General features: G+C 53.2%; 15 protein-coding genes. All 15 read right to left on the bottom strand.

Annotation, left to right across the window (positions count from 1 at the left end):
* Positions 1 to 4: 4 nt before the first annotated feature.
* The 15 genes from rffA to gyrA all read right to left on the bottom strand — a co-directional run bounded on the left by rffA (position 5) and on the right by gyrA (position 17918).
* Positions 5 to 1153: a dTDP-4-amino-4,6-dideoxygalactose transaminase gene (gene rffA / locus N7D90_RS08140; RefSeq protein WP_261741678.1), complete on the bottom strand. Its 1149-nt coding sequence runs from the start codon at positions 1151 to 1153 to the stop codon at positions 5 to 7.
* A complete protein-coding gene (locus N7D90_RS08135) occupies positions 1150 to 1713 on the bottom strand; it encodes an acyltransferase (RefSeq protein WP_261741677.1) in 564 nt (187 codons plus the stop codon). Before N7D90_RS08135 ends, rffA begins: the two co-directional genes overlap by 4 nt.
* 157 nt (positions 1714 to 1870) lie before the next feature.
* A complete protein-coding gene (gene rfbC / locus N7D90_RS08130; protein ID WP_261741676.1) occupies positions 1871 to 2431 on the bottom strand; it encodes a dTDP-4-dehydrorhamnose 3,5-epimerase in 561 nt (186 codons plus the stop codon).
* The gene (gene rfbA, locus N7D90_RS08125; protein WP_261741675.1) at positions 2428 to 3324 is read right to left on the bottom strand and encodes a glucose-1-phosphate thymidylyltransferase RfbA; all 897 of its coding nucleotides are present in this window, start codon (positions 3322 to 3324) and stop codon (positions 2428 to 2430) included. The genes rfbC and rfbA overlap by 4 nt, the downstream gene beginning before the upstream one ends.
* A 161-nt stretch (positions 3325 to 3485) precedes the next feature.
* Entirely contained in the window at positions 3486 to 4013 is a 528-nt protein-coding gene (gene rfaH, locus N7D90_RS08120; RefSeq protein ID WP_261741674.1) for a transcription/translation regulatory transformer protein RfaH, read from the bottom strand.
* A 108-nt stretch (positions 4014 to 4121) separates the two neighbouring features.
* Entirely contained in the window at positions 4122 to 5579 is a 1458-nt protein-coding gene (locus N7D90_RS08115) for an MBL fold metallo-hydrolase (RefSeq protein ID WP_261741673.1), read from the bottom strand.
* Between the two features lie 530 nt (positions 5580 to 6109).
* On the bottom strand, positions 6110 to 6361 hold the full coding sequence (locus N7D90_RS08110; RefSeq protein ID WP_261741672.1) for a LapA family protein: 252 nt from the start codon (positions 6359 to 6361) through the stop codon (positions 6110 to 6112).
* Between the two features lie 24 nt (positions 6362 to 6385).
* Positions 6386 to 6682 carry an integration host factor subunit beta gene (gene ihfB / locus N7D90_RS08105; protein ID WP_003447108.1) on the bottom strand — a complete coding sequence of 99 codons (297 nt, stop codon included), beginning with the start codon at positions 6680 to 6682 and terminating at the stop codon, positions 6386 to 6388.
* A 325-nt stretch (positions 6683 to 7007) separates the two neighbouring features.
* On the bottom strand, positions 7008 to 8702 hold the full coding sequence (gene rpsA / locus N7D90_RS08100; protein WP_019826775.1) for a 30S ribosomal protein S1: 1695 nt from the start codon (positions 8700 to 8702) through the stop codon (positions 7008 to 7010).
* A gap of 123 nt (positions 8703 to 8825) precedes the next feature.
* Complete coding sequence (gene cmk, locus N7D90_RS08095; protein WP_395247222.1) at positions 8826 to 9512, bottom strand: (d)CMP kinase; 687 nt, start codon at positions 9510 to 9512, stop codon at positions 8826 to 8828.
* On the bottom strand, positions 9512 to 11743 hold the full coding sequence (locus N7D90_RS08090) for a bifunctional prephenate dehydrogenase/3-phosphoshikimate 1-carboxyvinyltransferase (protein ID WP_261741670.1): 2232 nt from the start codon (positions 11741 to 11743) through the stop codon (positions 9512 to 9514). The genes cmk and N7D90_RS08090 overlap by 1 nt, the downstream gene beginning before the upstream one ends.
* A gap of 4 nt (positions 11744 to 11747) precedes the next feature.
* Positions 11748 to 12860 carry a histidinol-phosphate transaminase gene (hisC, locus tag N7D90_RS08085; protein ID WP_261741669.1) on the bottom strand — a complete coding sequence of 371 codons (1113 nt, stop codon included), beginning with the start codon at positions 12858 to 12860 and terminating at the stop codon, positions 11748 to 11750.
* Positions 12861 to 12871: 11 nt separating this feature from the next.
* Positions 12872 to 13966, bottom strand: coding sequence for a prephenate dehydratase (gene pheA / locus N7D90_RS08080; protein WP_016780245.1), 1095 nt, complete (start codon positions 13964 to 13966; stop codon positions 12872 to 12874).
* Complete coding sequence (gene serC, locus N7D90_RS08075) at positions 13966 to 15051, bottom strand: 3-phosphoserine/phosphohydroxythreonine transaminase (RefSeq protein WP_261741668.1); 1086 nt, start codon at positions 15049 to 15051, stop codon at positions 13966 to 13968. The genes pheA and serC overlap by 1 nt, the downstream gene beginning before the upstream one ends.
* A gap of 203 nt (positions 15052 to 15254) precedes the next feature.
* Complete coding sequence (gene gyrA / locus N7D90_RS08070) at positions 15255 to 17918, bottom strand: DNA gyrase subunit A (RefSeq protein WP_261741667.1); 2664 nt, start codon at positions 17916 to 17918, stop codon at positions 15255 to 15257.
* Positions 17919 to 18132: the final 214 nt, after the last annotated feature.

Genomic DNA, 18132 nt, shown 5'->3' with positions numbered 1-18132 from the left:
ACATTCAATCCTTCTTACAGTAGGTTTCACGTATTGCAGTGCGAACACAGCCAACAACGCGCTGTACTTCTTCTATTGTCATGCCAAACCAGATAGGAAGTCTAATCAACCTTTCGCTATCCCTCGTCGTGAATGTGTCTACTCCATTAAAACGACCTAAGCTTTTACCCGCCGGCGAAGAGTGCAAGGGAATATAATGAAAGACCGCACCTATTTTTACAGAACTCAAGTATTCAAGCACGGCAGTACGTATTTTTATATCAGGCAACTTCAGATAAAACATATGAGCATTTCCGGTGCAGGACTCCGGAATAAATGGCAGTTCAATATACTCTGGAGCAAGATCCTTCAAACTTTCAAAATAGGTGTCCCAAATTTTGTTTCTAGCGACATTAATCTCGTCCACTCGCTCGAGTTGGCCGTATAAATATGCTGCTTGGAGTTCACTTGGCAGATAGCTGCTACCAATATCGACCCACGTATACTTATCAATCATGCCTCTGAAGAACTGACTTCTATTAGTCCCCTTCTCCCTTACTATTTCTGCGCGACTGACAAATTGCGAATCATTTATAATCAAAAGCCCGCCTTCACCCCCGCTGGTATAATTCTTGGTTTCATGAAAACTATAAGCTGCCATGTGCCCTATAGAACCCAGCGGCTTTCCTTTATAAAAAGACTGCATGCCTTGGGCAGCATCCTCAATCACAAAGATATTTTTCCGCTGCGCAACGTCCATTATTTTATCCATCTCGCAGGAAATACCCGCATAATGTACCACGACAATAGCTACAGTTTTATCCGTTATTGCAGCTTCAACAAGTTCCTCATTCATGTTCATCGTATCAGGGCGAACATCGACAAAAACAACTTTAGCTCCTCGCAACACAAAAGCATTGGCAGTACTTACAAATGTAAAACTAGGCATTATTACTTCATCGCCCTCTTTCACATCTAGAAGAATTGCTGCCATTTCTAAAGCCTGTGTACAGGAAGGGGTTAGAAGAGCTTTTGCACACGACAGTTTACTTTCGAACCATGCTTGACACTTAAGTGTAAACTCCCCATCTCCTGACATTTTATGGCTGCGCATGGCTGCCAGAACATATTGATCTTCATTACCTGTATAAGGTGGCTTATTAAAAGGAATCATGACATTTGCTCATTTAAAAATTCGGCCTCTAATACTAAAAGATCTTTTTTCCGGTCTTTGATACGCTTTGCCGGGACACCAACGTATATCCCCCACGGCTCAGTACTTACAGTAACCAATGCCATCGCACCAATCGAACATCCCTCGGCAACTGTCACACCAGGAAAGATAACGGAATTCGCACCCACAATCACATGACGTTCAAGATTGACTGCGGAGAAATATTCATTCTTGAACTTTTTGGGTACCAAAGAATTAGTCAACGTTTCGCCTGTATAGTCATCAGACTGCGCAAACACTTTTACACCATAAGCCAAGGTGCAAAAATCTCCGAAAACAATACCTGGAAGACCTCCTGCGACCAGACACATGGGGGTAATATGATTATATCTACCAATCACCACGCGGCCCGAAATAATGCAAAAGTCATCAATGCGTGAATAATCTCCTACCTCAATTTTCTCTGCATCATATATGCTAGCTTTATCGCTAATTTTCACTCCCCTACCAAGCTTTTTAAAGCCTACCCCCTGAAGCTCAGCATCTGTCAAATATGACATTTTTACTCCACAACAATAATAATGAACACTTCAAATACCTTGACAGGCTTGAGGGCACTTCCAGCACCTTGCAACCAACCCTTTAACAATAACCAAAATATTGCATACTTAACACAACACAACTATCTACTTTTTATATCCAAACAACACCAAAAGCCTACTCAACAAAACCCACTGACAACCGTGGCGCCTCCAGATCTTTAGTGCTGATATAATATTTATCTGAACTTGGCCACTCAACCCCAATTACTGGGTCATTCCAAAACAAACTACGCTCCGAATCTTTATTGTAGAAATCAGTAGTTTTATAACTAAAGTACGTTTTATCTTCCAACGCAAGAAATCCATGCGCAAACCCCGCAGGAATCCACAACATTTTTTTATTTGTAGCGTTTAACTCAATACCCAACCATTTGCCAAATGTAGGAGAGCCAGTTCTGAGATCCACCGCAACATCAAAAGCTGCACCCTGACTCACACTGACAAGCTTGCCTTGCGCGAAAGGCTCCAGTTGATAGTGCAACCCCCGGAGTACCCCTTTTTTTGAACACGACTGGTTATCTTGTACAAAGGGCTTCGGAATGGGCTGTCCAAGGCTCTGTAATCCCTCCTCAAATCGCTTTTGATTAAAGCTTTCCATGAACCAGCCACGTTCATCTTCATAAACGTCCGGCTCAATGATCACGACACCTGGAAGTTGAGCTTCAGTAAATTTCATGGTCCGACTCGCTCAGTCGACAACAGCTTGGCAAGGTATTGCCCATACCCTGTTTTCTTCAACTTTTCAGCCTGCTCTCCCAAGATCTCAGGTGAAATCCAGCCGCTGTTAAAAGCTATTTCTTCCAGGCAAGCCACTTTCAAGCCTTGGCGCTGCTCGATGGTATGCACAAAATGACTGGCTTCCAGCAAGGACTCATGGGTGCCTGTGTCCAGCCAGGCAAAACCGCGGCCCAACATTTCAACAGTTAGAGTCTTTTGCTCAAGATAGGCTCGATTGACATCGGTGATTTCAAGTTCTCCTCGATCGGATGGCTTGATATTTTTTGCAATTTCAACCACCTGATTGTCATAGAAATACAAACCGGTCACTGCATAGTTGGATTTTGGCTTTGCGGGTTTTTCTTCAATACTCAACGCGCGCCCACTGCCATCGAACTCAACCACACCAAAACGCTCAGGGTCTGAGACGTGATAACCAAAAACAGTGGCACCTTTCTCTTGAGACATGGCTGAGCGCAAGTTGTCCGAGAAGTGTTGACCATAAAAGATGTTGTCGCCAAGGATCAGGCAGACCGGGTCTTTGCCAATGAACTCTTCGCCAATGATAAAGGCTTGCGCCAGTCCATCGGGGCTAGGCTGTTCAGCGTAGCTCAACTCAATGCCGTACTGGCTGCCGTCACCCAGCAGTTTTTTGAAGCAAGGCAAGTCTTCTGGCGTTGAGATAATCAAAATTTCGCGCATCCCCGCCAGCATCAATACTGACAGCGGGTAGAAGATCATGGGCTTGTCGTAGATTGGCAGCATCTGCTTGGATACGCCCAGCGTGAGGGGATGCAAGCGTGTTCCCGAACCGCCAGCGAGGATGATGCCTTTACGTTTGAAGGGGGTCATGTTTCAAGCACTTCCTTAACTATTGGGGTGCATCACCCACAACGTCGGCCGGTGATGGCTGAATTCTATTTTAATCAGACACGCTACCGCCCCAGGATTCATCGTCAATTTCCTGAGAACGCGGTTTGCTTTTGTCGCTCTGGCCGTGACCAGAGTTTTACTTAACGATTGGTGATACTCGCCAAAGGCAAACTGATCTCTTGCTGGCGATTCATTAAATTGATAAGCAGAATGACTCTTTCTTCGCCGTCCATGGTCATGAAAATGGACTCAATACCTGCGAAGCCTTGATCAAGGATGGTGACTTTTTCGCCGGGCTTAAACGCAGTGACGATGTGGGTGTCAGCACGAGCCTGGAGTTGCGCTACCAGTTCATGACTGACTGCCAGTGGACGCCCCCCAAAGGCCACAACCCTTGCTACGCCACGAGTTGAGCGCAAAGGAGCCCAATTGGCACCTTGTGGCATGTGTATAAACAGATAGCCCGGAAACAGGGATTCCTGTACATGCTGCATCTGGCCGCGCAGCAGTCGCTCGCGTCGACACGCTGGCCGTGCGCACTCATAACCCTGGCGCAGGAGGTTTTCCTCTGCACGCTCGTCCTGTCTTGGCTTGCATTGCACCAAGTACCAGTCACCGGACTTCGATGCGCCTGGTTCCTGGGTGTCTGAGCCGCTTGTTATGTGCATGGGTAGTTCATTTATAGGTTCGTCCGTGTTTTGCCATCGCGCTACGCATGCGCCAATGGCAGCAATTGGGTTCGATCGTAGCTGCTATATAGAGTCGCAGCGGGGCTATTAGTCCGCAGGTATTAGTACCTCGACAGATCTATTGTGTGCTTGATACAGCCCCAGTAGCTTTTTCGCTAATACTCGTTTCGCCTCTATATCGCCATGCACCAAACATATTTGTTCAGGCCAGTGCGCCATACCCGAAACGAAGTTGAGCAAGTCCTGTTGATCAGCATGGGCCGAATAACCGCCCAAAGTGCTAACGCCAGCGCGAATGATACAGCGCTCCCCCTCCATTTCAACAAAACCGCCTTGCGGACCGTACTTTTGTATTGCCGCGCCCGGCGTTCCTCGGGCCTGATAACCGGTAAAAAGCACATTATGCCTTCGGTCACCCAGCAGGGCCTTGAGGTAGTTGACTATGCGACCACTGGCGCACATCCCACCGGCAGCAATTACAATCGCAGGACGGCCTGTACTGGCGAGATAACGTACCGTTTGCATGTGTTGCACATGACTGTCTATGGTGATCATCTGCTTGAAGTGCAGTGGCTTGCGCCCACCTTGAAGGCGACTTTGCGCTGGAGCATCCCAGTAGTCATCCAGTTCACGATAGACACCGGTGAGTCTGCCGGCCAAGGGAGAGTCCAGGATAATCGGCAACTGCGGCCAGTTAACCGGCAACACCTGATCCTTGACGGACAGACCAGGTGGAGGACCCGCAAGCGCCTTGCGATGAAGAATGTCTTCGATTTCGTAGAGCAATTCCTGGGTTCTACCAATGCTGAAGGCTGGAATCAGCAGCGTGCCGTGATCCGCCAGTGCTTTATCAATGGCGTGCTCAAGCCGTGCCTGACGGGTCGTGCGATCTTCATGCACACGATCACCATAGGTGCTTTCAAGGATCAGTACATCGGCACGCTCAGGAGAAACAGGGGCTGGCAACAAGGGCGTATGTGGAGCGCCCAGATCCCCCGAGAAAACGATTCGGCGGTTCAAGCCCTTTTGCGGGTAGTCAAGATCGCACTCCACATATGCGCTACCCAGTATGTGCCCTGCCCTTTGCAAGCGGACGCGTGCATGCAGCGTTTCGGTTTGCTCAATACGAAACCAATGATCAAACGGTAGCGCAATCAGCTGCCGCTTTAAACGCTGCAAGTAGAGTTCGATATGTTTCTTCTCGCGGCTTAACTCAAGCTTGAATGCATCCTCCAGCACCAACGGCAATAACTTTGCAGTCGGCTCACTGCATAAGATCGGCCCTTTAAAGCCAGCAGCAAGCAAATAGGGAATACGGCCAACATGATCCGCATGGGAATGAGTGACGAGCAGAGCTTTAATGCCGCCAAGCGAAAAGTTGATTTCAGGATGCAGGGCGCCAATGGTGCCTTTAGCCGTCAGCTCACTGCCCTGAAACAGTCCACAATCGATTAAAAGGCTGCTATGGGCATTCATCTGTAATTGATGGCATGAACCAGTGACGCCGCTCACGGCGCCATGGTGAATGATGCGGGGATAAGACACCGCCAACTCTCGCTACAGCTCCGTGAGGAAGCTATTAGCCCATAACTCTGGACAGGACAGCACCCCATCATTCGTCAAATTGGCGCCGATTACTTTGCAAGGTTTTTCCGCACTATCTCAGAGCTATCACCCTGTGCGACCCCAACCGCGACACATGGCCAAATACAATCAGAACTACAGCACCGTAATCGCAATATATTTCGGCGTGAACATGAGCGTTACTGCTTGGTAAGCGGGCATGTCTTATAAAGAAGCACAGAAATCTACTTACACAGGCACCTGTTGATTCCAGCCATTAGACGTTACATCAATACACACCCGAAAAAGCACTAAATAACGGGCAAAGCAAATTGCCAGCTTTATGCCATCACGGTAAAAAATCCAAGCTTTCAACTTGTGGGAATTATCCTGAATCACAAGTAAATTTTGATAGCGTACTTTGATTTATCTAGAACACGCATCGCAATCTGGCTGCGCTCTCGTATGGACAGAGGAGGCCTTTCAAATAAACCCAAGAAAGGCCGCCTATCTTAAGACTCGGCCAGCAACTTACGCTTGAGCCTGGCTGCTTTGCGCCTGTAGGCCACAAAACCCATGACAGGTCCAATCGCCATGCCAACCAATAAAGCAGCTATGAGAAACAACGATTCCGGCAGTTCGGGGGAGCGCCAGCCCAAAAATATCAATGCGGTGGGCTGCTGGTTTTCGAGGATAAAAATCACGATCCCGAAAATGACGATCAGAGCAAACACCACTAACACTGCACGTTTGATGCTATGCATCGGCAACTCCTGTTCCCTGAAGGATTAAATGTCGTCTTCCTCATCTTCATTCACTCGGTCCCGCAGCTCTTTGCCCGGTTTGAAATGAGGAACGAATTTTCCATCAAGACTGACCGACTGGCCTGTCTTGGGATTGCGACCTACCCGAGGGGCACGGTAATGCAGCGAGAAACTGCCAAAACCACGGATTTCGATTCGATCTCCGGTCGCCAGACATTGAGACATTTGTTCAAGCATAGTCTTGATGGCCAACTCTACATCCTTGGATGAAAGTAGCCCTTGATGGGTGACAATTCGTTCGATCAACTCCGACTTCGTCATATTTTTCCCTTCTTTTTCAAGCAGCTAGATCAGCGCTCCAAAGGTTTTAGCATGATCGAAAGAATTTGAACAGCCCAGGGATTGACTTATATTTACGAGTCTCCCTACCAGGCAATACACCGTAGAGACGTGATGATAATCACGACCAGCAGGCAGCAGGCATCCACGAGCTCGCTCAGAGATAATGAGCGCTCTGGCGCAGGCTTGGTATCTCGCAACATGAAGCACAAGCAAGCGCGCAACACAGGCGCTTTGCCGCCCCACTCAAATTGCAGGCACAAAAAAGGGCGACCGAAGTCGCCCTTTTTCTATGGTCAATCAGAACTTAGTTCTGTTTTTCCATTTGTGCACGCAGCAGGTCGCCCAAAGTGGTCGGACCAGCAGCGATCTCAGAGGTAGCTGGCTTGTCGCGCAGGCTCTGGATTGCTTCTTTCTCGTCTTCAACGTCTTTCGACTTGATGGACAATTGGATTACGCGGCTTTTACGATCAACGCTGATGATCTTGGCTTCTACTTCTTCGCCTTCTTTCAGAACGTTACGTGCATCTTCGATGCGGTCACGGCTGATTTCGGACGCTTTCAGAGTAGCTTCGATATCGTTGGCCAGAGTGATGATGGCGCCTTTAGCGTCAACTTCTTTCACGATGCCCTTAACGATTGCGCCTTTGTCGTTCTCTTGTACGTACTCGGAGAACGGATCGCTTTCCAGCTGCTTGATACCCAGGGAGATGCGCTCACGCTCTGGATCAACAGACAGGATAACGGTGTCAAGCTCGTCGCCCTTCTTGAAACGACGTACGGCTTCTTCGCCAACTTCGTTCCAGGAAATGTCGGACAGGTGAACCAGGCCGTCGATGCCGCCGTCCAGACCAATGAAGATACCGAAATCGGTGATCGACTTGATGGTGCCGGAGATTTTATCGCCCTTGTTGAACTGGCCAGAGAAATCTTCCCATGGGTTAGATTTGCACTGCTTGATGCCCAGGGAGATACGACGACGCTCTTCGTCGATGTCCAGAACCATAACTTCCACTTCGTCGCCGACTTGTACGACTTTCGAAGGGTGGATGTTTTTGTTGGTCCAGTCCATTTCGGAAACGTGTACCAAACCTTCAACGCCTTCTTCCAGCTCAGCGAAGCAGCCGTAGTCGGTCAGGTTGGTTACACGAGCGGTAACGCGAGTGCTTTCTGGGTAACGGGCTTTGATAGCAACCCATGGATCTTCGCCCAGTTGCTTGAGGCCCAGGGAAACACGATTGCGTTCGCGATCGTACTTCAGAACCTTGACATCGATCTCGTCGCCAACGTTGACGATTTCGGAAGGATGCTTGATACGCTTCCAAGCCATGTCGGTAATGTGCAGCAGGCCATCGACGCCACCCAGATCGACGAATGCGCCGTAATCGGTGAGGTTTTTGACGATACCTTTGACTTGCTGGCCTTCTTGCAGGGATTCCAGCAGAGCTTCACGCTCAGCCGAGTTCTCTGCTTCAAGAACGCTGCGACGCGAAACAACAACGTTGTTGCGCTTCTGGTCAAGTTTGATGACCTTGAATTCCAGCTCTTTGCCTTCCAGGTGCGTGGTGTCGCGCACTGGACGAACGTCAACCAGAGAACCTGGCAGGAACGCACGGATGCCGTTAACGTCGACAGTGAAGCCGCCTTTAACCTTACCGTTGATAACGCCCTTGACCACTTCTTCTGCTGCGAAGGCTGCTTCCAGAACGATCCAGCATTCAGCGCGCTTGGCTTTTTCACGGGACAGTTTGGTTTCGCCAAAGCCGTCTTCGACCGCGTCCAGCGCAACGTGAACTTCATCACCGATGTTGATGTTCAGTTCGCCAGCGTCGTTGTGGAACTGCTCCAGCGGGATGAGGCCTTCAGACTTCAAACCAGCGTGAACGGTAACCCAACCAGCTTGGTAATCGATATCAACGATGATCGCGGTGATGATCGAGCCAGCCTGAAGATTCAGGGTTTTTAGGCTTTCTTCAAAGAGTTCTGCAAAGCTTTCGCTCATTTTAATTCCTGTTAATCAAGGGCGAAGGAATACGCCCATCTGCCACATTCCAGACAATGTGGGTTACGTTCATATAAAAGAAGGCATGCAGGACTATTTCTGGTCTCCTGCACGCTTTCTTGGTCATCCAGCAATATCGCGAAGCGCGATTTCACTCATGATGCGTTCAAGCACCTGGTCGATGGACAACTCCGTAGAGTCCAGCTGTATGGCATCAGCCGCCGGTTTGAGCGGGGCTATTGCACGCTGCGTGTCACGTTCATCACGGGCACGAATCTCATCTAGCAGACCCGAGAGACTAACATCATCGCCCTTGGCCTTCAACTGCAAGTAACGGCGGCGGGCCCTTTCCTCGGCGCTAGCCGTCAGAAATACCTTCAACGGAGCCTCAGGAAATACCACCGTGCCCATATCACGACCGTCCGCAACCAGGCCCGGCGACTCCTGAAATGCACGCTGACGCTGCAGCAAAGCATCACGAACAGCTGGCAAAGCCGCGACTTTCGAGGCTCCAGCAGCCACACCCTCACTGCGGATGGCGTGAGTCACTTCGTCGCCTTCCAGAATAATGCGCGCAGACTTGCCATCCGTCGCCCCGATGAACTGCACATCAAGATGCGCAGCCAATTTTGCCAGCAAGGCTTCGTTATCCAGAGCAACACCATGGTTAACCGCCGCGAAAGCCAGCAAACGGTACAAAGCACCGGAGTCCAGCAAATTCCATCCCAGACTCTTGGCCAGGATGCCCGCAACGGTGCCTTTCCCGGAACCGCTAGGACCATCGATGGTAATAACCGGCGCTGAAATCATCACGAGTTAACCTCTTGAGCAACGCGCATGCCCACTTGCTTGCACAATGCCAGGAAGTTCGGAAACGATGTCGCTACGTTGGCGCAATCGTGAATACGGATCGGAGCAGTTGCCCGCAACGAAGCCACACTGAAAGCCATCGCAATACGGTGGTCGCCGTGCCCATGGACTTCACCACCGCCAATCGTGCCGCCATCAATGATGATGCCGTCCGGTGTCGGCTCGCACTTGACGCCAAGTGCCAACAAGCCGTCAGCCATCACCTGAATCCGGTCAGACTCCTTCACACGCAGCTCTTCTGCACCACGCAGGATCGTACGACCCTCAGCCACAGCTGCCGCCACGAACAGTACCGGGAACTCGTCAATTGCCAATGGCACCAGCTCTTCGGGAATCTCGATACCCTTGAGTTTGGCAGCCCGCACACGCAAGTCAGCCACCGGCTCGCCGCCCACTTCGCGCTGGTTCTCAAGGGTGATATCCGCCCCCATCAAACGCAAAATATCGATAACGCCAGTACGGGTCGGGTTGATACCCACATGCTCAAGCAGCAGATCCGAACCTTCAGCGATCGAAGCCGCGACCAGGAAGAACGCCGACGAAGAAATATCGCCCGGCACTTCAATATGAGTCGCAGTCAGCTTGTGACCCGACTCAACCGAAGCTGTAGGCCCCTCAACTGTAACCGGGTAGCCAAAGCCTTGCAGCATGCGCTCGGTGTGATCGCGGGTCGGTGCAGGCTCGGTGACCGAGGTCTTGCCTTGTGCATACAAGCCCGCCAGCAACAGACAGGACTTAACCTGAGCACTGGCCATCGGCAAGGTGTAGCTCATGCCTTTAAGCGTGTGACCACCGCGAATGGTCATCGGCGGGCGACCTTCAGCAGCGGTCTCAATCACAGCACCCATTTCGCGTAGCGGATTGGCCACACGATTCATCGGGCGCTTGGTCAGGGAAGCGTCGCCGGTCAACGTGGTATCGAAGCTCTGCGCGGCCAACAGGCCAGACAACAGACGCATCGAAGTCCCCGAGTTACCCAGGTAAATAGGACCCGGTGGCGCCTTCAAACCATGCAAACCAACACCATGAATGGTCACGCGACCATGATGCGGGCCTTCAATCACAACGCCCATATCACGGAATGCTTGCAAGGTTGCCAGAGCGTCTTCGCCCTCAAGGAAACCTTCCACCTCGGTCGTGCCTTCGGCCAATGACCCCAGCATGATCGAACGGTGAGAAATGGATTTGTCGCCTGGTACGCGAATTCGGCCAGTTACTTGACCACCAGGATTTGCCAAAAAAATCAGATCGTTGGAATTCATAGTGTCCACATATGCCCGGCGGGCCAGGATTTTACTGAAATGCTCGCGGGCAACCCGGGCGCGCGTAAAGACGCCCAGCAATTGATGCCCATCCCCTGCATCGACCGCGTCGCGCAAAGCGTCGAGATCGCTGCGAAATGTATCCAATGTGCGCAGCACCGCCTCACGATTCGCAAGAAAAATGTCATGCCACATTACCGGGTCGCTGCCAGCGATTCTTGTGAAATCACGGAAGCCACCCGCAGCGTAACGGAAGATATCCAGATTCTCGTTGCGCTTGGCAAGAGAGTCCACCAACCCGAAAGCCAGCAGATGAGGCAAATGGCTGGTTGCAGCCAACACCTCGTCATGGCGTTCGACCTGCATGTGCTCGACGTCTGCGCCCAGGGCGCGCCACATCGCATCAACCAGGGCCAACGCGTCGGCATCAGTTTCAGCCACCGGGGTCAAAATGACCTTGTGCCGTTCGAACAAACTGGCATTCGATGCCTCGACACCGCTTTGCTCAGATCCGGCAATGGGATGCCCCGGCACAAAGCGCGCGGGCATACCACCAAAGGCCTGCGCCGCAGCACGCACGACATTGCCTTTGGCGCTACCCACATCCGTCAACACTGCCGAGCCAAGAGCCATGCCCGCCAGAAGGCCGAGCATTTTCTCCATGGCCAGAATCGGCACTGCCAACTGAATCAAATCAGCGCCTTCACAGGCCACTGCCAGATCGGCTTCGCAGCGATCAACCACACCCAATTCCACAGCCAAAGCACAGGAATCGGGATCAAGGTCAACACCTACCACTTCCGCACACAGACCGCTTTGGCGCATCCCCTTGGCGAAAGAGCCGCCAATCAGGCCCAGCCCGACAACGACCAAACGACCGATAACCGGTTTTACAGAGTGCACAGACATCACATCAACCACGAGCAAGAACCTTGGTCAGCGCCTCAAGCAGGCGAGTATTTTCCGCCGGCAAACCAATAGTGATACGCAGATGGTTCGGCATCCCGTAGTTGGCCACCGGACGCACGATTACGCCTTCACGCAACAACCCCTGATAGACCGGAGCCGCCACTTGACCGAGGTCCAGCGCAATAAAGTTGCCCTTGGACGCAATCCAGCCCAGGCCCAACTCTCGAAAGCCGTCCTGCAACTGCTGCATCCCGACCTCATTAAGGCGCCGGCTTTGAGCCAGGTAATCCGTATCTTTCAGCGCCGCACAAGCAGCAGCCAAGGCCAGGCTGTTGACGTTGAATGGCTGGCGAACACGATTCAACACATCCGCAACCACTGCCGTCGACAGGCCGTAACCCACGCGCAAGGCCGCTAAGCCGTAGGCCTTGGAGAACGTGCGCGAAACCAGCAGATTAGGATAAGCCGACAGGAACTCCAGCCCATCGGGCAGCTCACCGCCCTCGGCATACTCGATATAGGCTTCATCCAGCACGACCAGCACGTGCTCCGGAACATCCTGCAAGAACTCGTTCAGCGCATCGACGCCAAACCAGGTCCCGGTAGGATTGTTTGGGTTAGCAATGAAAACCACACGAGTATTGCTGTCGATGGCCTCAAGCATGGCAGGCAGGTCATGCCCCCAGTCCTTGGCCGGCACTACCCGCGCCTGCGCGCCCACAGCCTGGGTGACAATCGGATAAACCGCAAACGCATGCTCACTGAACACGGCATTCAGGCCTGGCGCCAGATAGGCACGCGCCACCAGTTCCAGAATGTCGTTAGAACCGTTACCCAACGTCACCTGATCCAGCTGCACAGCGCACTGTTCAGCCAGCAGACTTTTAAGCGCGAAACCATTGCCGTCCGGATAGCGCGTCAGCTCAGCCAGCTCGGCACGAATGGCTTCCAGCGCCTTGGGGCTCGCACCCAAAGGGTTTTCGTTGCTGGCCAGCTTCACGATCATGGCCGGATCCAGATCCAGCTCGCGCGCCAGTTCGTCCACAGGCTTGCCCGGGACGTAAGGCGAAAGTTGTTGCACGCCCGGCTGCGCCAGGGCGAGAAAGTCACCGCTCATGTTTTATCGCCTCAGAGAACCGCTTTCGGGTATGAGCCCAATACTTTAAGTGCTACGGCTTCTTGACTGATTTGCTCCAGGACACTTTTGACCAACGGGTCGCGGTGATGGCCAGCAAAGTCGATGAAAAACACATAGGTCCATTTACCGCTACGCGAGGGACGCGTCTCGATGCGCGTCAGATCGATCCCGTTTTCATGGAACGGCACCAGCAACTCATGCAATGCACCAGGACGGTTGCTCATGGAAACAATGATCGAGGTCTTGTCATCACCGGTCGGCGGCACTTCCTGGCTGCCAATCATCAAGAACCGCGTGGAGTTGTCCGGACGGTCTTCAATTTTCTCGGCCAGTCGGGTCAAACCGTACAAGCCTGCAGCCATATCACCGGCAATGGCGGCAGAGTTCCACTCACCCTTGACCCGCTTGGCGGCCTCGGCATTGCTCGATACGGCAATACGCTCGACGTTCGGGTAATGCGCATCCAGCCACTTGCGGCACTGGGCCAGCGACTGCGCGTGGGAGTAGATACGGCTGATACTGTCAGTCTTGGTGTTTTCACCCACCAGCAGGTGATGGTGGATACGCAGCTCAACTTCGCCACAGATCACCATGTCATGCTCGAGGAAGCTGTCGAGCGTATGGTTGACCGCGCCTTCGGTGGAGTTCTCCACTGGCACCACACCAAAATTCACCGCACCCGCTGCAACTTCACGGAACACTTCGTCAATCGCAGCCATTGGCTTGCTGATGACGGCGTGACCGAAGTGCTTCATGGCAGCCGCTTGGGTGAAGGTGCCTTCCGGGCCGAGGTAAGCCACTTTCAGCGGCTGCTCCAGCGCCAGGCAGGAAGACATGATTTCGCGGAACAACCGCGCCATCTCTTCGTTCCCCAACGGGCCTTTATTGCGCTCCATAACGCGCTTGAGCACCTGAGCCTCACGCTCAGGCCGGTAAAATACCGGCACTTCGCCTTCAGCCAGCGAAGCCATTTTGACTCGCGCCACTTCCTGGGCGCAGCGCGCCCGCTCACTGATCAGCTCCAGGACCTTTTCGTCCAGACTGTCGATACGCAGACGCAGCGCCTTGAGCTCTTGTTCGGACATTAGCCGTGTTCCTTTTCGAACTCTGCCATGTAAGCCACCAGCGCGTTGACCGCATTGATGTCTACCGCGTTATAGATCGAAGCCCGCATGCCGCCCACCGAGCGATGCCCTTTGAGGTTCAGCAGCCCACGCGCTTCGGCTCCTGCCAGGAATGGCTTGTCGAGACGATCGTCCGCCAGACGGAACGGTACGTTCATCCAGGAGCGGTCAGAAATATTGATCGGGTTGCTGTACAAGCCGCTGGCGTCAATAAAGTCGTACAAGGTACGTTTCTTGACTTCATTGAGCTTGCCAATAGCCTCAACGCCGCCCTGCTCTTTCAGCCACTCGAACACCAGGCCAGACAAATACCAGGCCAGCGTCGGCGGCGTGTTGTACATCGAGCCATTATCGGCCGCGACTTTGTAATCCAGCATGGTCGGGCAAATCGAACGTGCCCGGCCCAGCAGGTCTTCACGAATGATGTTGACCACGATACCGCTCGGACCGATGTTTTTCTGGGCGCCGGCGTAGATCATGCCGAAGCGGGAAACATCAACCGGACGCGACAGAATGTCCGAGGACATGTCAGCGATCAGCGGCACATCGCCAGTTTGCGGAATCCAGTCGAACTCCAGGCCACCGATGGTTTCATTTGGCGCGTAATGAACGTAGGCCGCATCTTTCGACAGGTTCCACTCATTCTGACCAGGAATTGCAAAGTAATCGTAGGGCTTGGCGGTAGCTGCCACGTTGATGTGACCGAAACGCGAACCTTCTTCAATAGCCTTCTGCGACCAGATACCGGTATCGATGTAATCCGCCTTGCCATTTTCAGGCAGCAGATTCAGCGGGATCTGAGCAAATTGCTGGCTTGCGCCGCCTTGCAGAAACAGGACTTTGTAGTTCGAGGGAATAGACAGCAGGTCACGCAAATCCTGCTCAGCCTTGGTCGCTATGGACACGAACTCATCGCTGCGATGGCTCATCTCCATGACCGAGAGGCCCTTGCCATGCCAGTCGAGCAACTCGGACTGGGCACGCAACAGGACAGCTTCAGGTAGCGCAGCAGGACCTGCGCAGAAGTTATAGGCTCGTTTGCTCACTTCCACTCTCACTCTGATTTGGTGGTCACGCAATAAAACAACACTCGACACGTTCTTGGCTTGCATCGCAATGCGGGCAGCAAGGTCTATCTGATATACCGTGCTGACGCCATCGCGAGCAGGCTCGCTCCCACAGTGTCGCAAACTTTCATACCGGACATACAACAAGGGGGCGAATTCTCATCCGCCCCCTCTGTGTCCGCTTATTCCTGCGGTTCTTCTTCGTCAGCGCCAGCCTCTAGCGGTTGCTCGCCGTCGCCACCATCAATGATGGCCTCGTCGTTGAGCTCTGCACCGCCTTCGCCCTCACCTTCGAGTTCCTCGCCTTCAACTTCCGAAGGCTCCTGAACCCGCTCAAGTCCGACCAGCGTTTCATCGCTGGCAAGCTTGATCAAGGTAACGCCCTGGGTGTTACGGCCCAAGCTCGAGACTTCGTCGACACGGGTACGCACCAGAGTGCCCTGATCCGAAATCAACATGATCTCTTCGCCGTCCTGCACCTGGACTGCTCCGACCAGACGACCGTTACGCTCGTTGCTGACCATGGCGATAACGCCCTGACCGCCACGCTTGTACTCAGGGAACTCACTGATTGCCGTACGCTTGCCATATCCACGCGCCGAAGCGGTAAGGATCTCGCTGCCTTCTTCAGGGATCAGCATCGAAATCAGCTTCTGACCTTCTGGCAGACGCATGCCGCGCACGCCGCGAGCAGTACGACCCATGGCACGCACATCGGACTCTTTAAAGCGGGTTACTTTGCCGCCATCGGAGAACAACATCACTTCGCGTTCGCCATCGGTGATCGCGGCGCTGATCAATACGTCGCCTTCGTCCAGCTCCAGCGCGATCAAACCTACGCTGCGCTGACGACTGAAGGATTCCAGCGGGGTCTTCTTCACGGTGCCGTTGGCAGTTGCCATGAAGATGAAGTGACCTTCGGTGTATTCCTCGACCGGCAGCATGGTGGTGATGTATTCACCCTCACCCAGCGGCAACAGGTTCACCAGTGGGCGACCACGGGCAGCGCGGGACGCTTCAGGGATTTCATAAGTCTTGAGCCAGTACACCTTGCCCTTGCTGGAGAACAGCAGCAGCGTGGTGTGGCTGTTGGCAACCAGCAGGTGAGCAATGTAGTCCTCATCCTTGACGCCAGTAGCCGATTTACCTTTACCACCACGACGCTGGGCCTGGTACGCAGCCAAAGGCTGGGTCTTGGCATAGCCACCGTGGGAGATGGTCACAACGCGTTCTTCTTCCGGGATCATGTCACCCAGCGTCAGATCAAGGCGGTGATCCAGGATTTCAGTACGACGCACATCACCGTATTCGGCACGAATGACTTCCAGTTCCTCGCGGATCACTTCCATCAAGCGCTCAGCGCTGTTGAGGATGCGGATCAGCTCACCAATCTGGTTGAGGATTTCCTGGTACTCGGCCAGCAGCTTCTCGTGCTCAAGACCGGTCAAACGGTGCAAGCGCAATTCAAGAATGGCTTGCGCCTGTTCTGGCGACAGGAAGTACTTGCCCTCGCGCAGACCGTACTGCGGATCAAGGTTGTCCGGGCGGCACGAATCGGCACCGGCACGTTCAACCATCGCCACTACTGCACTGGACTCCCAAGGGGTGCTGATCAGCGCTTCCTTGGCTTCCGACGGCGTTGGCGAGGCCTTGATCAACGCGATAACCGGGTCGATGTTGGACAGGGCAACTGCCTGGCCTTCAAGGATGTGACCACGTTCACGGGCTTTACGCAGTTCGAAAACGGTGCGACGGGTAACCACTTCACGGCGGTGACGAACGAAGGCTTCCAGCAGATCCTTGAGGTTCAGGATACGTGGACGACCGTCGATCAACGCAACGATGTTGATACCGAAAACGCTTTGCAGCTGGGTCTGGGCGTACAGGTTATTAAGAATAACCTCCGGCACTTCACCACGGCGCAGTTCGATCACCACGCGCATACCGTCTTTATCAGACTCGTCGCGCAGTTCAGTGATGCCTTCGAGCTTCTTCTCTTTAACCAGCTCGGCGATCTTTTCGATCAGACGCGCCTTGTTCAACTGGTAAGGAAGCTCGGTGATGACGATCTGCTGACGACCACCGACCTTGTCGATGTCTTCGATCATGGAGCGGGCGCGCATGTAAATACGGCCACGACCGGTACGATAGGCTTCGATGATGCCTGCGCGACCGTTGATGATCGCAGCAGTAGGGAAGTCCGGGCCCGGGATGAACTGCATCAGTTCATCGATGCTCAGCTCCGGGTTTTCGATCAGCGCCAGGCAACCATCGATGACTTCACCCAGGTTGTGCGGCGGGATATTGGTGGCCATGCCCACAGCGATACCGCTGGAGCCGTTGACCAACAAGTTGGGAATTCGTGTCGGCATGACGGCCGGGATCATTTCCGTGCCGTCGTAGTTCGGCACCCAGTCCACGGTCTCTTTGTGCAAGTCGGCCAGCAGTTCGTGGGCCAGCTTGGTCATGCGAACTTCGGTGTATCGCATGGCAGCAGCGTTGTCGCCGTCGACCGAACCGAAGTTACCCTGACCGTCTACCAGCAGGTAGCGCAGAGAGAATGGCTGAGCCATTCGAACGATGGTGTCGTAAACAGCGGTATCACCATGCGGGTGATACTTACCGATTACGTCACCGACCACACGGGCAGATTTCTTGTACGGCTTGTTCCAGTCGTTGTTCAGTTCGCTCATCGCAAACAGCACACGCCGGTGCACGGGCTTCAAGCCATCGCGTGCATCAGGCAGTGCCCGCCCGACAATTACGCTCATCGCGTAGTCGAGGTAGGACTGTTTCAGCTCGTCTTCGATATTGACCGGGAGGATTTCTTTGGCCAGTTCGCCCATGAGAAGCCTGATTCCTTTTTCGGGTGAAACTTCGCCACATCCATTCGGGACGAACGAAGCTCGTCGCCGCTGGCCACGTGCCATGCAACGACTTACGACAAATCAACAAGTTATGTCACGGATTTGCGCAGTAAGGGCAACCTTTGCGGGCCACCCTGGAAACCGCCGAATGTTATCACAATCGCCGCCACGCACCTATCCCTCAGATGCGCAA

This window comes from Pseudomonas fragi (assembly GCF_025426255.1).
In the GTDB taxonomy this organism is placed as follows: Bacteria; Pseudomonadota; Gammaproteobacteria; order Pseudomonadales; family Pseudomonadaceae; genus Aquipseudomonas; species Aquipseudomonas kulmbachensis.
This window is presented reverse-complemented; position numbering and strand designations above follow the sequence as displayed.

Excerpts from the sequence above, each read along its gene's own strand:
- rfbC (WP_261741676.1), bottom strand. The coding sequence starts at position 2,431 with ATGAAATTTACTGAAGCTCAACTTCCAGGTGTCGTGATCATTGAGCCG.
- N7D90_RS08110 (WP_261741672.1), bottom strand. The coding sequence starts at position 6,361 with ATGCATAGCATCAAACGTGCAGTGTTAGTGGTGTTTGCTCTGATCGTC.
- N7D90_RS08090 (WP_261741670.1), bottom strand. The coding sequence starts at position 11,743 with ATGTCTGTGCACTCTGTAAAACCGGTTATCGGTCGTTTGGTCGTTGTC.
- cmk (WP_395247222.1), bottom strand. The coding sequence starts at position 9,512 with ATGATTTCAGCGCCGGTTATTACCATCGATGGTCCTAGCGGTTCCGGG.
- gyrA (WP_261741667.1), bottom strand. The coding sequence starts at position 17,918 with ATGGGCGAACTGGCCAAAGAAATCCTCCCGGTCAATATCGAAGACGAG.
- ihfB (WP_003447108.1), bottom strand. The coding sequence starts at position 6,682 with ATGACGAAGTCGGAGTTGATCGAACGAATTGTCACCCATCAAGGGCTA.
- hisC (WP_261741669.1), bottom strand. The coding sequence starts at position 12,860 with ATGAGCGGTGACTTTCTCGCCCTGGCGCAGCCGGGCGTGCAACAACTT.
- rfbA (WP_261741675.1), bottom strand. The coding sequence starts at position 3,324 with ATGACCCCCTTCAAACGTAAAGGCATCATCCTCGCTGGCGGTTCGGGA.
- pheA (WP_016780245.1), bottom strand. The coding sequence starts at position 13,966 with ATGTCCGAACAAGAGCTCAAGGCGCTGCGTCTGCGTATCGACAGTCTG.
- rfaH (WP_261741674.1), bottom strand. The coding sequence starts at position 4,013 with ATGCACATAACAAGCGGCTCAGACACCCAGGAACCAGGCGCATCGAAG.
- rffA (WP_261741678.1), bottom strand. The coding sequence starts at position 1,153 with ATGATTCCTTTTAATAAGCCACCTTATACAGGTAATGAAGATCAATAT.
- rpsA (WP_019826775.1), bottom strand. The coding sequence starts at position 8,702 with ATGAGCGAAAGCTTTGCAGAACTCTTTGAAGAAAGCCTAAAAACCCTG.
- N7D90_RS08135 (WP_261741677.1), bottom strand. The coding sequence starts at position 1,713 with ATGTCATATTTGACAGATGCTGAGCTTCAGGGGGTAGGCTTTAAAAAG.